The sequence below is a fragment of the Acinetobacter pullicarnis genome, assembly GCF_006352475.1.
Taxonomy (GTDB): Bacteria; Pseudomonadota; Gammaproteobacteria; order Pseudomonadales; family Moraxellaceae; genus Acinetobacter; species Acinetobacter pullicarnis.
On sequence record NZ_VCMZ01000001.1, the window covers coordinates 2,305,235 to 2,318,951 of the forward strand.

12 protein-coding genes are annotated in these 13,717 nt (G+C 42.3%); 6 read left to right on the forward strand and 6 right to left on the reverse strand.

The features are described from left to right. Positions 1-5: 5 nt before the first annotated feature. Positions 6-1,196, reverse strand: coding sequence for a phosphoglycerate kinase (locus FD716_RS10205; protein ID WP_139852248.1), 1,191 nt, complete (start codon positions 1,194-1,196; stop codon positions 6-8). A gap of 140 nt (positions 1,197-1,336) precedes the next feature. On the opposite strand from FD716_RS10205, the gene FD716_RS10210 reads away from it, so the two are divergent. The 5 genes from FD716_RS10210 (at position 1,337) to FD716_RS10230 (ending at position 6,097) form a co-directional block, all read left to right on the forward strand. Then, positions 1,337-1,720 (forward strand): DUF2237 family protein, encoded by a 384-nt coding sequence (locus tag FD716_RS10210; protein ID WP_139852249.1) that lies wholly within the window; start codon positions 1,337-1,339, stop codon positions 1,718-1,720. Further along, complete coding sequence (locus FD716_RS10215) at positions 1,720-2,313, forward strand: Maf family protein (RefSeq protein ID WP_139852250.1); 594 nt, start codon at positions 1,720-1,722, stop codon at positions 2,311-2,313. The genes FD716_RS10210 and FD716_RS10215 overlap by 1 nt, the downstream gene beginning before the upstream one ends. A 120-nt stretch (positions 2,314-2,433) precedes the next feature. Beyond that, positions 2,434-2,967, forward strand: coding sequence for a hypothetical protein (locus FD716_RS10220; RefSeq protein WP_139852251.1), 534 nt, complete (start codon positions 2,434-2,436; stop codon positions 2,965-2,967). Positions 2,968-3,037: 70 nt separating this feature from the next. After that, on the forward strand, positions 3,038-4,207 hold the full coding sequence (locus FD716_RS10225; protein ID WP_139852252.1) for a ribosomal protein uL16 3-hydroxylase: 1,170 nt from the start codon (positions 3,038-3,040) through the stop codon (positions 4,205-4,207). A 219-nt stretch (positions 4,208-4,426) separates the two neighbouring features. Beyond that, entirely contained in the window at positions 4,427-6,097 is a 1,671-nt protein-coding gene (locus FD716_RS10230; RefSeq protein ID WP_139852253.1) for an FMN-binding glutamate synthase family protein, read from the forward strand. A gap of 216 nt (positions 6,098-6,313) precedes the next feature. Here the strand turns inward: FD716_RS10230 and FD716_RS10235 are convergent, their stop codons facing one another. The 4 genes from FD716_RS10235 to FD716_RS10250 are packed head-to-tail and all read right to left on the reverse strand — an operon-like array spanning position 6,314 to position 10,040. Then, on the reverse strand, positions 6,314-7,342 hold the full coding sequence (locus FD716_RS10235) for an alpha/beta hydrolase (RefSeq protein WP_139852254.1): 1,029 nt from the start codon (positions 7,340-7,342) through the stop codon (positions 6,314-6,316). Next, positions 7,342-8,475 carry a YdcF family protein gene (locus FD716_RS10240; protein ID WP_139852255.1) on the reverse strand — a complete coding sequence of 378 codons (1,134 nt, stop codon included), beginning with the start codon at positions 8,473-8,475 and terminating at the stop codon, positions 7,342-7,344. The genes FD716_RS10235 and FD716_RS10240 overlap by 1 nt, the downstream gene beginning before the upstream one ends. After that, positions 8,472-9,515: a UDP-N-acetylmuramate dehydrogenase gene (gene murB, locus FD716_RS10245; RefSeq protein ID WP_139852256.1), complete on the reverse strand. Its 1,044-nt coding sequence runs from the start codon at positions 9,513-9,515 to the stop codon at positions 8,472-8,474. Before murB ends, FD716_RS10240 begins: the two co-directional genes overlap by 4 nt. A gap of 6 nt (positions 9,516-9,521) precedes the next feature. Beyond that, the gene (locus FD716_RS10250; RefSeq protein ID WP_139852257.1) at positions 9,522-10,040 is read right to left on the reverse strand and encodes a low molecular weight protein-tyrosine-phosphatase; all 519 of its coding nucleotides are present in this window, start codon (positions 10,038-10,040) and stop codon (positions 9,522-9,524) included. A gap of 117 nt (positions 10,041-10,157) precedes the next feature. Here FD716_RS10250 and FD716_RS10255 point away from each other — a divergent pair, with 117 nt between their 5' ends. After that, a complete protein-coding gene (locus FD716_RS10255) occupies positions 10,158-11,315 on the forward strand; it encodes an iron-containing alcohol dehydrogenase (protein WP_139852258.1) in 1,158 nt (385 codons plus the stop codon). 166 nt (positions 11,316-11,481) lie between these two features. Here the strand turns inward: FD716_RS10255 and FD716_RS10260 are convergent, their stop codons facing one another. Continuing rightward, complete coding sequence (locus tag FD716_RS10260; protein WP_139852259.1) at positions 11,482-13,710, reverse strand: phosphocholine-specific phospholipase C; 2,229 nt, start codon at positions 13,708-13,710, stop codon at positions 11,482-11,484. Between the last annotated feature and the right edge of the window lie 7 nt (positions 13,711-13,717).

A 13,717-nucleotide genomic window follows, 5' to 3' on the forward strand; every position in this document is an offset into this window, starting at 1 on the left:
ACTATTTATTGTGCGCGTTCAAGCAATACAGCAACTGCCGGTAAGGTTTTACCTTCGACAAATTCTAAGAATGCACCACCACCTGTAGAGATGTAGCCCATTTTGTCTGCAACTGCATATTTATCAATCGCAGCCAAGGTATCACCACCACCGGCAATAGAGAATCCAGCCGATTCAGCAATGGCCAAAGACAAGGTTTGCGTTCCTTGACCAAATTGATCCACCTCAAAGACACCAACGGGACCATTCCAAAGAATGGTTTTAGAGGTTTTTAAAATCTCTGCAAATGCAGCAGCTGTTGCAGGACCAACATCTAAAATCATGTCATTTTCAGCAACATCAGCGACATTAACTGTACGTGCAGTCGCTTTGGCCAATGAACCCAAGAAATCACTAAAATCAATCTCAGCGGCATCAGCCACCACAACATCTGTTGGTAACGGTACTGAAATTTTTGCAGCAATGGCTTTTGCAGTATCAATTAAATCAGCTTCATACAATGATTTACCGACATTGAAGCCAGCAGCAGCCAAGAATGTATTGGCAATACCGCCCCCTACAATCAATTGATCGCAAATGCTTGACAAAGAATTCAGTACATCTAATTTGGTTGAAACTTTTGAACCTGCAACAATGGCAACCATTGGTTTTTCAGGGGTTTTTAATGCACGACCCAAAGCATCAAGCTCAGCCGCCAACAAAGGACCCGCTGCTGCAACCGCCGCATAACGTGCGACGCCTTCCGTTGAAGCTTCTGCGCGATGGGCTGTACCGAAGGCATCCATCACGAACACATCACAAAGTGCAGCATATTGTTGTGCTAACTCAGGGTTATTTTTCTTTTCACCATGGTTGAAGCGTACATTTTCAAGCAAAACTACTTGACCAGCCGTCACCGCAACACCAGCAAGATAATCCGTTACCAATTGAACGTCTTGACCTAAAGCTGCAGTCAAATATGCAGCCACAGGTGCCAAAGATTGTTCAGCTTTCGGCTCACCTTCTACAGGACGACCAAGGTGTGAACATATCATCACTGCCGCACCTTGTGCCAAAGCCGCTTTTATCGTTGGTAATGCTGCACGCAAACGTGCATCACTGCTAATGACCCCATTTTTAACAGGAACATTTAAATCTTCACGAATCAGAACTCGTTTTCCGGTTAAATCAAGATCAGTCATACGCTGAAAATTCATGCTTTTCTCACTCATTAGCTATCAAAAATCGCATCGATTCTAAATGATTACACAAAAAAAGGTGAGTTAATTTGTCGAAAAGCTGTAGAAATATTTTGTTTTGATTATCATAGGCTGAGTTTGCACACCAGTATACCCTTATGTCGATACATCCTGATCCAAAAATCAATGGCTTAAACGTGTTAGGCCAACCCTTGGCTAGCTGTTGCTTTGACCCCATTAGTGGTTATTTTCGCAATGGTTTTTGTCATACTGCAGCCACAGATATTGGCCAGCATACCGTCTGCGCTGAAATGAGCGCAGATTTTTTAAACTTTTCACAAAAAATTGGCAATGACCTGATTACCCCGCTTCCAGAGCTTGGCTTTCCGGGACTAAAACCAGGTGATTTATGGTGTATTTGCGTGACTCGATGGGTTGAAGCTTATCAAGCCAATCAAGCGCCACGCATTAAAGTCAGCGCTTGTCATCAAGCCATGCTGTCTTATGTGCCTTTAAATATTTTAATGGAATATTCAATCTAATGGTCGCTGCTGAAATTATTTTGGCCTCATCCAGTCAGACCCGTAAAGCCTTACTTGATCGTCTTGGATTGGACTATCGTTGCATTTCACCCGATATCGATGAATCGCCGCAAAATGAACAGCATGCAGATGAACTTGCAATGCGATTGGCCTATGAAAAAGCCAACGTGATTAGTCAAGCACATCCACATGCGATTGTTATTGGTTCTGATCAAGTGGCATGGCATGCAGAAGCACCGCAAGTTTTTATTGGTAAACCCTTAACAGTCGATGCTGCGATTCAGCAATTACAAGCACAATCTGCGCAAACACTTTATTTCAGTACAGGTCTGAGTGTGCAACAACAATCTAGCGGTTTCGAGCATACCGTGGTTGAGCATTTTCAGGTGCAATTTCGTGACTTAAGTTTAGTTGAAATCCAGCGTTATGTTGCGCGTGAACAACCGTTACAGTGTGCTGGTAGTTTTATGTGTGAAGGTCTAGGCATTAGTTTATTTGAAAAAATTTCTGGCGATGATCAAACCAGCTTAATGGGACTGCCCTTGATTCAGCTGTGTCATATCTTACGTAAACTTGAGTTCAAGCTGCCTTGAACTCAAGGCATGCAGCCTGATTCAACATCACAATGATTCACTCTCTTATTACTTTATTTGCTTAAGCATTAGATAAAGTTCATATTATTTCAAGTTTATAGTTTTTGAGATTTACTAAACATGAAAAATATCATTTTGCTCAGTGCTGTCTGCACATTGTCTATCGGTATGGCGACACCAAGCCTTGCCCAAACCGCGACGATGATTAGCCAGCAGCAAAACCAACAAGCACAAGCTTTAATTGATGATTGGGTTGACTACAAACTTAATGAAAAACAAGTTGCTGATCGTTTAGAAATCGCTCGAAAGGAATTCGCACAGCTCAAACCCGAAAATACTGTGGTCTCTGAGCAACAAATACTTAATCTTTCCAAAGACGCGAAACGTGTTTCGCTTGATGGTTTAAAGCAGCTCAAACCACGTACTGTTGAAGTTCAGCAACTGGTGCACATGAAAATGCAATTCACAGAACAAACTTTTGATTTCATGATCAATGAAATGACAAAGCCAGTGCATACCCAATCGAAAAAACAGCAAGAACAGTATTTATCTAAATACGCTCAATTGACGAAATTGACCAAAGAGATCAAACAACATGAAGAGCGGATCGAAACGCAAGTTTGGCAAAATTTAAAACAACAGCAAAAATCTTAACCCGCAATAAAACTTGCAGCCAAGTGCCCGATCAAGGGACAATAGCGAAAATTTAAGTGTAGTTTTCATTATGTCCCAAGTCCTTGATGTACTAGGCGGAATAAGCGCCGAACAATTCATGTCAGAATACTGGCAAAAAAAACCCTTATTGGTGCGGAATGCCCTTCCTGAAATCGCTGACTTATTGGTGCCTGAGGATGTGCAAAGCTTGGCCCTCGAAGAACACGTCACCGCCCGTTTAATTAAGCAAAAAGACAAAGATCCGAATCAATGGTCAGTTAAATCTTCGCCACTGGCAAAAAGTGATTTTCAAAAACTGCCCAAACAATGGACCCTACTGGTACAAGCCGTCGATCATTTTTCTTTCGAATTGTCTGAACTCTGGAAAAAATTTGCCTTCATTCCACAATGGCGCCGTGATGATGTAATGGTGTCTTATGCACCACGTGGTGGTTCAGTCGGTCAGCATTTTGATTTTTATGATGTGTTTTTAGTACAAGGCCACGGCCATCGTCGTTGGCAGCTTGGACAAATGTGTGATGAAGACACTGAATATGTGCCGAATCAACCGCTTAAACTATTGCCTGAAATGCAAATCAATTTTGATGAAGTATTGGCACCAGGTGATTTATTGTATGTACCACCGGGCTTGTCGCACTATGGCGTCGCTGAAGATGACTGTCTCACCTATTCATTTGGCTTCCGTATGCCAAATGTCGCAACCATGATGGATCGTATTAGCGACCATTTTGCTGACACCACAAACTTAAAAAATCCGTTGCGTGATCTTGCACGCCAACACGCGACGCCAATTGGTAGCATGACCAAGACCGAGTTGGATTATTTAAAAGCCAACATTTTAGAACAGTTGCAAAACTCAACCGCTATTGAGGGCATTCTGGCTGGACTAATGTCTGAAGCCAAATATCCTGATCACCTGCCTGAGCCAGATGAACTTGAAGCAGATGATTTGCTGGAAATTTTAGATAGCGGTTATGAACTCATGTTAGAGCCAGCATCGCGCCTTTTATATATCGAACAAGCAGATAGCTTTGCATTTTGGGGCAATGGTGAGTCGATTTGCATCTCGCCAGACTTGGTGGATGCCCTGAAACGTATTGCAGATGGTGAAGTTTTAGCATTTGACCAAGCCCTGCAAGATCCTGAGGTGTTAGCGGATCTGGCGCAATTACTCAATGATTCAATCTTAATGTTATTACCACCTGCTGAAGAGGCTTAGGTTCGCATTTTAATCCCGTTGTAACAGCAGCCTGCTATTTTCACACTAAATCACTTTTCACTTAAGAAAAGTGATTTAGTCCAAATACTTACATTGATTAAACTTCATTAATTTTTCCATTAAATAAACCAAAACTTCATATTTAACAATTCAGTACTTGAGCTTCTATCGCATTATCGGCAAGTTACAAGTTGAATTAAAAACGGACCATTTTAAAAAATGCCTAGTTCTGCTCAATCCATCAGATATAAGCTACTTAACACTTTTTTTTCGCGATATTCAGTTTGGTTTCTCTGTATTTTTATCGCCCTCTATTTAACTTGGGTGATTTTCTTTAATGCCGACCATTATATTTATTATTTTTTATCAGATACTTGGCTTAATACCCTGTGGGTGATTACCATAATCCTTGCTGCACTAGGATTATACGATATACGCCAAACTCGGCATGCTATTTTAAGAAACTATCCCATCATGGGACATTTTCGCTTTATATTTGAAAGCTTCCGCTTAGAAATTCGTCAATATTTTATTGAATCCGATCAAGATGAACTGCCATTTTCGCGAATGCAACGCAGTTTGGTTTATCAGCGTGCTAAAAATGAAAATGCAGATAAACCATTTGGTTCAATTATTGATGTTTATCAAGAAGATTACCGCTTTCTCACCCACTCTATGAATCCTTGCCACCCTGCAGATCATGCCAGTTTCCGCACCTTGGTGGGCAATGAACAATGCGCTCAGCCCTACAGTGCATCGATTATGAATATTTCAGCAATGAGCTTTGGTAGCTTAAGTGCCAATGCCATTCGCTCCTTAAATAAAGGCGCCTATAAGGGGCATTTTTACCATGACACAGGTGAAGGCAGTTTAAGCCCTTATCATCTTGAAAATGGTGGAGATATCGTATGGCAGATCGCCAGTGGTTATTTTGGTTGTCGTGATGCAGATGGACATTTCGATCCTGTGCGCTTTAAAGAGCAGGCCGCTATTCCACAAATTAAAATGATTGAAATCAAGCTTTCACAAGGGGCTAAACCTGGTCATGGTGGTATTTTACCAAAAGATAAGATTACTGAAGAAATTGCTCAGATTCGTGGTATTCCACGTGATCGCGACTGTATTTCACCGGCCAAACATTCTGCCTTTAACACCCCAATTGAACTGCTTCTCTTTGCCCAACAATTACGTGAACTTTCTAATGGTAAACCTGTCGGCTTAAAATTGTGTATTGGTCAACCTTGGCAGTTTATGAGCATTGTGAAAGCCATGCTTGAAACGGGTATTGTCATCGACTTTGTGGTGGTCGATGGTTCCGAAGGCGGTACAGGTGCTGCACCAGTGGAATTGATTGATCATATGGGAACCCCGTTGCGTGAAGGTTTATTGTTTGTACACAACACCTTAGTGGGTGCTGGTCTACGCGACAAAGTGAAACTGGGCGCCAGTGGTAAAGTCATTAGTGCCTTCGACATTGCCAGCATTATGGCAACCGGTGCTGACTGGGTGAACTCTGCACGTGGCTTCATGTTTGCAGTCGGTTGTATTCAAGCGCAAAGTTGTCATACCAATCAATGCCCGGTTGGTGTCGCAACCCAAGACAAAGAGCGCCAAAATGCAATTGATGTTCCCACCAAATCGGAGCGTGTTTTTAACTACCATGAAAACACGCTCAAAGGCTTGGCTGAAATGATTGCCGCCTCTGGCCTGAGTCACCCGAATGAAATTAGACCGCATCATTTAGCACAACGAATCAATGACCGTGAAATCAAATCCTATGCCCAATTGCATTTCTGGTTAAAATCAGGTGAATTGCTCAATTGTGAAAATAAAGATGAAGATAACTTCTATTATCGGATGTGGAGTCTGGCCAATACTCAGCAGTTTTAAGCGACTTTAAAACTAACAATATTGCGGATTTTAAACAAATAAAAAAGGGTTAAAGCCATTTGCTTTAACCCTTTTTTATTCAAGAAAGCCAAGCTCAAACACCCAATATAATCGGTGTATTCAATTGAATAAAATAATAAAAAGCCAAATTAAATACGTGAATTTAACTTGGCTGAATATGAGTAACCAGTGATCAGCAGCTGATGCTGACAATACCTAGTAATAGTCACCAGTCGAGTGCGCATGTAAGAAAGCCGGAATTAACCCGGTCAATGCTGCACGAATATCAGCGCGTTCATTGATGAGCTGATGTGAGCCTTCCTCAAGCATCAATAAGGTTTGCAAACGGAATTTACGCCGTACAAAGTCAAGGTTATAACGCCAATCAACTGTTTGATCTTGTGCACCTTGTGCCAACCAGACTGGAATACGACAGGCTGGACGCTGTTCCATTTCTTGCATCCATTTTGACATGGCTAAAATCCAATCCATCCCCATCATTTTCGGTTGCAATGGATCTTTTAAGCGTACAAAGCGCAAGAATTCTGGGTTGTGGTTGTTGCGTCTAAAATGGCGTGGTACTTCCCGTTTAATGCGACGAATAATACCAAGACCAATCGAGTTATGCCACCATGCCGATTTGGCAGGACGGATCAAGGGTGAAAGCAATAATGCACGCTCAACAATTGGATTTTCACGACGTTCTGCATATTCAAGTAAATGATGCATTAAAATTGCGGCACCCGTACTTTGCCCAATACCTAACCATGGTTTCGGTAACTGACTTGCCTGTTTAACATAATGATAAACGGCCTGTAAAACCTCTTGATAATGATCGAAGTTTTTAATATTGGCTGGAGAGCCATCACTGAGGCCATGACCGGGCAAATCATAGGTTAATACGCTAAAGCCTTGCGCCAATAATTCTTTAATAATAGGTTGATAAATCCCACTATGCTCCAGATAACCATGTAATAAACACACTGTGCCTTTCACCCGCTCTATACGTGGTTTAAAAACTTGCACATGTAATTTAAATAAAGGCATTTTGATGTAGCCTTGCCAATATTCACAGTTCAATTGGTCAAAACCATAAAGTCGACTATAAGCCAACATTTCTCTGGAAGCATGATAGCTGCTGTTTAAATTGAGCGGCTGTAATAAATCTGGTGTATTTTCCCGATTAGGAACGGGTAAGTCGAGTTGTTTTAATATTGTTGGATTTAGAAAAGGAATATCAGACACTAGGGAACCTCTCTACAACCACTTGAGCCAAATAACATATCTCGTATTGTGGCTAAAGTTTCATAATTAGCACGGCGACTATGATCATAATTTTGTTTACTTGGTTGCCATGCTGTTAATTGGGTTGGCATTGGTGCTTCAACTGGAATGGTTTCAATTCCATTTAATGCAAACAATCGCCGTGTTCGTGGCATATGGTAACGGTCTGTAATCAGCAATACCGTTGGTGCTCCACCCTTCTTTTGTAATAACAATGAACTGAACCTCGTGTTTTCACAAGTATTCATGCTTTTATTTTCCAATAAATTGGCTTGTAATCCACGCTTTGCCAACCAAGCTTGCATATAAGGGGCTTCCACACCGCTTAGTACAATTGGCAAATCTGTTTTTTGTTCTAGTGCCAATGTGGTTTCCAATCGCAGCCGTGTATATTCATTAACCACAATTGCTTTACTGGTTTTATCTTGGGTTAAGCCACCGCCAAGCACCACAATCGCATATGGCTGTGACTGAGTCTTTTTCGGTGAATCATTTAAAGTATTAATATGTGCAATATCTTTATAGACCTGCTCATCAATTTTTGCTGCCATTTCTGCATCAATGGGATGGGTCTGTAAAAAGTGCATGTATTGATCCATCCGCTTTTTATAATCCGTGCGATTAAGATCAAGTAAATCTTGCACATTTTGTGGTGCGGCTTGACTCACAGCAACATTAAACTGTTCCGCCTTTAACGGAACACTGACAGGAACTGTCGTACCACCTGTTCTTTTTTGCTTGGTCTCAGTGCGATCATCTGTGATTTCTTGCTGAAGAATTTTATAGCGTGCTTGAATCACATTGAGTTCTTGCACATTCTGCTTATGTAATGCTTCTTCTATCACTTTAAAATAGGCTTGACGTGCAATCCATAAATCAGAACCCGGCTCTAAATTCTCACTTTCGGTGAGTGCTGCCTGCTGCTGACTCTGTGCTGCGACCTGATTGACTTCAACTGGAACCCATGCATTTAAAGTACGTACTACTGCATTTGAATAAAAGGGTGTATAGAAAAAAAACACCAGACAGCCTATAAGTACCGATACGATGATCAACAAACGTAGCAGCTTTACTATCCAGTTGCGTTCTTTCATTGGCATTGATCCTGATGTGGTTGTATCTGACCATCTTGATTAAATAAAACCGGTTCAGGTTCTAAGTGAATGCCAAATTTTTGATAAACATCTTGTTGTACCGCACGATACGTCTGTTGTACATCCAGTAAATTGGCATCAGCATAATTTACCAAGACCAAAGCTTGACGATCAAACATTCCCACGTTATTCAAGCGCTTGCCTTTCCATCCAGCTTGTTCAATCAACCAGCCTGCAGCAATTTTAACCAGATCTTGCGCTTGTGGATAATGTGGTAGCTTTGGAAATTGTGCCAGCAATGTTGCAAATTGCTGTGCTGTAATCAAAGGGTTTTTAAAGAAACTCCCCACATTGGAAAATTCTTTTGGGTCTGGCAATTTGGCTTGGCGAATCTGAATCACCTGTGCCTGTAAATTTTCAGGACTTAAGTCATTGCCCATTGCTGTTTTTAAATCGCCATAATTGATTTTTAACTGTGGCTGTTTCAACAGTCTAAACACCACATGGCTGATAATATAACGGTTTGGCTGTTGTTTAAAAATGCTATCTCTATAGCCAAATTGGCATTCAACATGGCTTAAACGGCTAAAGCATTGTTGCTGACGATCATATATCTCAACACACTCAATAAACTCACCCGCTTCAACACCATAGGCACCAATATTCTGTACTGGAGAGGCACCGACCAAACCGGGAATTAAGGCCAAGTTTTGCAGACCATAACAACGCTGTGCCGTGCTCCACAACACAAAATCATGCCAAACCTGACCCGCACCGACTCGAAACTGCTGCGATTGCGTATCTTCAGATAATGATGCAATGCCCTGAATCTGCATATGCATGACCAGCCCATTTAAGCGTTGCGGCAGCATGATATTGCTCCCACCTGAGAGAATGATCACATTGAGTTGTTGCTGCTCGGCATAATCAAGAGCTTGAACGATTTCTTCAGGCTGTTTAATCTCGACATAATGACTGGCGATTGCATCTAAGTTCAACGTATTAAAGCGTTTAAGTTGTACTTGCTGTTGAATTCTCATGATTGCTTAATTACTTGTGCTCAAACGTTGTTGTTGGAAATGCTCGACCCAAGCACGACTACTCGATTCACATTGATCGATCACGCGCTCAAAACCATCTGCTTCACCATAATAAGGATCAGGCAATGCCTGTTGTGGAAATAAACGATCATGCTCACTCATCAAAGCCAACTGCACCTGTAATGCAGGTGCACCAAAATGCGCTACAGCTTGTAATTGTAAGGTTTTCAAATCATTTAAATTTGCTAGATCCATCGCCAGAATCAAATCAAAATCAATAAAGTCAGCCAATTGAACCTGTCTTGCTCTTAACGAAGACAAATCATAGCCCCGACTCAGCGCATGTTTTTGACTGCGTAAGTCTGGTGCTTTGTTGGGATGATAATTACTGGTACCAGCAGAATCAATTTGTACATTTAGCGACTCATTCGTACAAAAATGACGAAGAACCACTTCGGCTGTTGGTGAACGACAGATATTGCCTAAACAAACACATAACACCTTATACGGCGCCTGAGATGACATAACAGCCCCAAAAGTTTATTTCTTTTCAAACGACTTATGTTAAGTTATTTGGAGGATGAATCCTATAGAACTTTAAAACAATAATGTTTAATTTATGCTGATAATAAAGGAATTCTAATGAGCCAATTTCATTTCCAAAGCGTCCCGCAGCTTATTTCTGGTTTAGGCTCAATCCAAGAACTAAAAATACTTTTCACGAAACAATGCTACCAACATATTTTAATCGTCACTGATGCTGGGATGCTTCAACATCAATTACATTTGCCCATTATCGAAATCTTAGACAAGCTACAACTTCACTACAGTCTGTACGATGCAATACAACCCGATCCCAGTGAAGCCATCATCTTCGCAGCAGTCAACTTTGCCAAAGCACAAACTGTTGATTTGGTTTTAGGTTTTGGCGGTGGCAGTGTCCTTGATGTCGCCAAAGTGATTGCGATTTTGGCACATCCGCAACAGCAGCAAACACTTGCAGATTTATATGGCATCGATCAGGTTCAATTACCGCGCCTACCGTTAATCTTGGTCCCAACCACCGCGGGGACTGGTTCAGAAGTCACGCCCATTTCAATTGTGACCACCGGTGAAACCACCAAAACAGGAATCGTCTCACCAGTATTGTTTGCAGATGTTGCCATTTTAGATGCAACCTTCACGCAATATTTACCCGCAGCAACCACAGCGGCCACGGGCATCGATGCAATGGTGCATGCGATAGAAGCCTATACTTCTAAATTAAAAAAGAACTTTTATTCAGATCATTTGGCCAAACAAGCACTGCTGTTACTCAATCAAAATTTACCACTGGTGCTCAAACAGCCCGCAGATTTGGCTGCACGACAAAATATGTTGCTCGGTGCGATGTTGGCTGGGCAAGCCTTTGCCAATGCGCCTGTTGGCGCCGTACATGCTTTGGCCTATCCCTTAGGTGGCCATTTTCATATAGCGCATGGTCACAGCAATGCCTTGGTCTTAATTGAAGTTTTAAAATTTAATGCGCCACATGCCAAACATTATTATGCTGAATTAATCCAATGGCTTGATCCGCGCTGCTCAGGCAGTGTCGATGGTTTATGTGATTTATTTATTGATCATATGCAACGGCATTTGAACCAAAGTGGACTAATACTCCAATTGAGTCAGTTAAATATCCCAGAATCGAGCCTACAGCTTTTAGCCGAAGCTGCCATGCAGCAAACCCGCTTATTGCAGAATAATCCCCGCCCAATGCAACTCGAAGACGCATTGGCAATTTATCAAGCGATTTATTAATGGCACCGTCCCCCCAAAAATTCAACCCCATTTCAAGTGAACCCCTGCATATCCCAAACCTGAACATCACGGCCTTTGAACAACAGGATCAATCTAGAGTTAAAAACACCTTCTACTCACTTGAATAGAAGGTGTTTTATTAATGGCGAACCATAAAAGTAAAAACTTAGGCTTGAGCAGGATCGGTAACCGAATCTAAACCTGTTTCCAAACGTCCAGCAAAGCGTCGGTAAAATGAGGAATCATTGCTCGAAGTCACTTCAAAATCATACCATTGACGTGCATCATCCAAATCCCAATGCTGGGTCTTGGTGGTACCTGCAGCAACTTTAATATTCATCGCAGCATCTATCCGATAAGCCACTGGGCTGACATTAAAGCTGACTTCTTTATTGCCTAAGTTAATGAAATCAACATAGAGGCTCCCATTGGCAATGTCGTAACACACCCGAATTTCTGGGTTAATGTCCAAACTTTTCAATCGTTTGGTATCACCTTTAAAGTGGCGATGATAGCCATTCGGCCCCAAAACCCACAAATCATATTGCCCTTGATGATCGTTATCGACCTGCCAAACATCCTCCAAACTCTTACCCGCTTCAACCATGTAGCGTTTTGGAATTAATCCCAAATTCAGCTTGTTATAAACATGGAAGACCGCACCTTGCTGACCGCTATTTGCAAAAAGCAATTTCACGGCACCCTCTGCCTCACAGCGTGCACTGGTATGGAGTTCATACGGCAAAGCACGTGATTGCTTAATACCGCGCGTTTGAATCGGCATACGCACATCGGTTGGAATCGGCATCGCTGGGTTTTGCTGTTGTGATGCACGCAAAGCATCGGCATCAGCACGTGATTGCTTTCCGCTTAATTCTGGTAGGCGATCATCATTTGGTGTTTTAAAGTTAAATGCCGAGGTCAGGTCACCACAAACTGCACGGCGGAATGGGCTAATGTTGGTTTCAATAACCCCAAAGCGCTGTTCAAGGAAACGTAATACTGATGTGTGATCAAACACTTGTGAATTCACCCAGCCCCCACGGCTCCATGGTGAAACTACAAATAATGGAACACGCGGCCCAGGCCCATAAACCCCTTTGTCATTCTTCGGCTGCCAGCTACTGCCTTCAGGCGCAGGATGGGTGTAATACTCATATGACATTTCTTGATCTGTCAGCGTGGTTTTGCCTGCAAAGCTTTGATCAGCCTGCATAGAGGGCGCAGATGGAGATGGTACATGGTCAAAATAGCCATCATTTTCATCATAATTGATGAGCAGGACAGTTTTGCTCCACACCTCAGGCACTGCGGTTAAAGCATCTAAAATTTCTTGAATAAACCAAGCGCCTTGTACTGGGCTTGACGGTCCAGGATGTTCGCAATAAATAGACGGTGCATTGACCCACGAGACTTGTGGCAACTTACCCATTTTAATATCACGTTTAAATGCATCCAGATAGGACTCAGGAGTGTCACCTGGCAAGGTATTGGCAATGCCTTTATACAATGGGTTATGTGCATTATCCGTATTGGCATCATAAGCATGGTAAGGCAATGCTTGCCCATTATTGGTGTACGGTTTATTCGGTGCTCCACCACTTGAAACGGGATAACCAGAATCGACATTGGCTTTTTTGAATGTGCGGAAAGCCCCAAGCATATTGTCGCCCCATTCATCTGGCATATTCTGGTAGCAAATCCAACTCACGCCCGCTTTTTCTAGGCGCTCTGCGTAGGTTGTCCAAGTATAACCACGATTGATATTGGCAGCTAAACCATCAATGGCATCCCATTCATTATTCACAAATGCGGTACTGGTCGGCACAGCACCATTGGTTCCCGTTAAATGAAAGGCACGATTGGCATCGGTCCCTGTATGCATTGAACAGTGATAGGCATCGCAAATGGTAAAGGCATTGGCCAAAGCAAATTGATAGGGCAATTCTTGTTGTTTGAAATAGCCCATCGATGGATTGGTTTTGTAGGTTGGCCATTTTGCCATCCGCCCATGATCCCAAGCATCTTGGCTATCGCGCCATGCATGATGAACCCCTGTTGCACGTTGCGCATTATTGAAAGTACCATCTAAATGATAAGGCGTTAAAACCGCACCATCACTACGTAGTTGCTGCCATACCGTACGGTCATTGGCCAATGGAATTGCCATTCGATCAGCAAAACCACGTACCCCTTTGAGCGTACCGAAATAATGATCAAAAGAGCGATTCTCTTGCATCAAAATCACGACATGCTCAACATCTTTAATGGTTCCAGTCCGATTATTGGCTGGAATTGCCAGTGCTTTTTGAATACTGGCAGGAAAGGCAGCGATCGCTGTGGCGCTTAGCCCAGTTTTAATAGAATTTGCAATCAGTTGGCGGCGGGTAATCATAGTGTAA

Bases quoted from the DNA above. Each gene is read 5' to 3' on its own strand.
- FD716_RS10250 (WP_139852257.1), bottom strand. From the start codon at position 10,040: ATGTCATCTCAGGCGCCGTATAAGGTGTTATGTGTTTGTTTAGGCAAT.
- FD716_RS10260 (WP_139852259.1), bottom strand. From the start codon at position 13,710: ATGATTACCCGCCGCCAACTGATTGCAAATTCTATTAAAACTGGGCTA.
- FD716_RS10240 (WP_139852255.1), bottom strand. From the start codon at position 8,475: ATGAAAGAACGCAACTGGATAGTAAAGCTGCTACGTTTGTTGATCATC.
- FD716_RS10205 (WP_139852248.1), bottom strand. From the start codon at position 1,196: ATGAATTTTCAGCGTATGACTGATCTTGATTTAACCGGAAAACGAGTT.
- FD716_RS10220 (WP_139852251.1), top strand. From the start codon at position 2,434: ATGAAAAATATCATTTTGCTCAGTGCTGTCTGCACATTGTCTATCGGT.
- FD716_RS10230 (WP_139852253.1), top strand. From the start codon at position 4,427: ATGCCTAGTTCTGCTCAATCCATCAGATATAAGCTACTTAACACTTTT.
- FD716_RS10225 (WP_139852252.1), top strand. From the start codon at position 3,038: ATGTCCCAAGTCCTTGATGTACTAGGCGGAATAAGCGCCGAACAATTC.
- murB (WP_139852256.1), bottom strand. From the start codon at position 9,515: ATGAGAATTCAACAGCAAGTACAACTTAAACGCTTTAATACGTTGAAC.
- FD716_RS10210 (WP_139852249.1), top strand. From the start codon at position 1,337: ATGTCGATACATCCTGATCCAAAAATCAATGGCTTAAACGTGTTAGGC.
- FD716_RS10215 (WP_139852250.1), top strand. From the start codon at position 1,720: ATGGTCGCTGCTGAAATTATTTTGGCCTCATCCAGTCAGACCCGTAAA.
- FD716_RS10255 (WP_139852258.1), top strand. From the start codon at position 10,158: ATGAGCCAATTTCATTTCCAAAGCGTCCCGCAGCTTATTTCTGGTTTA.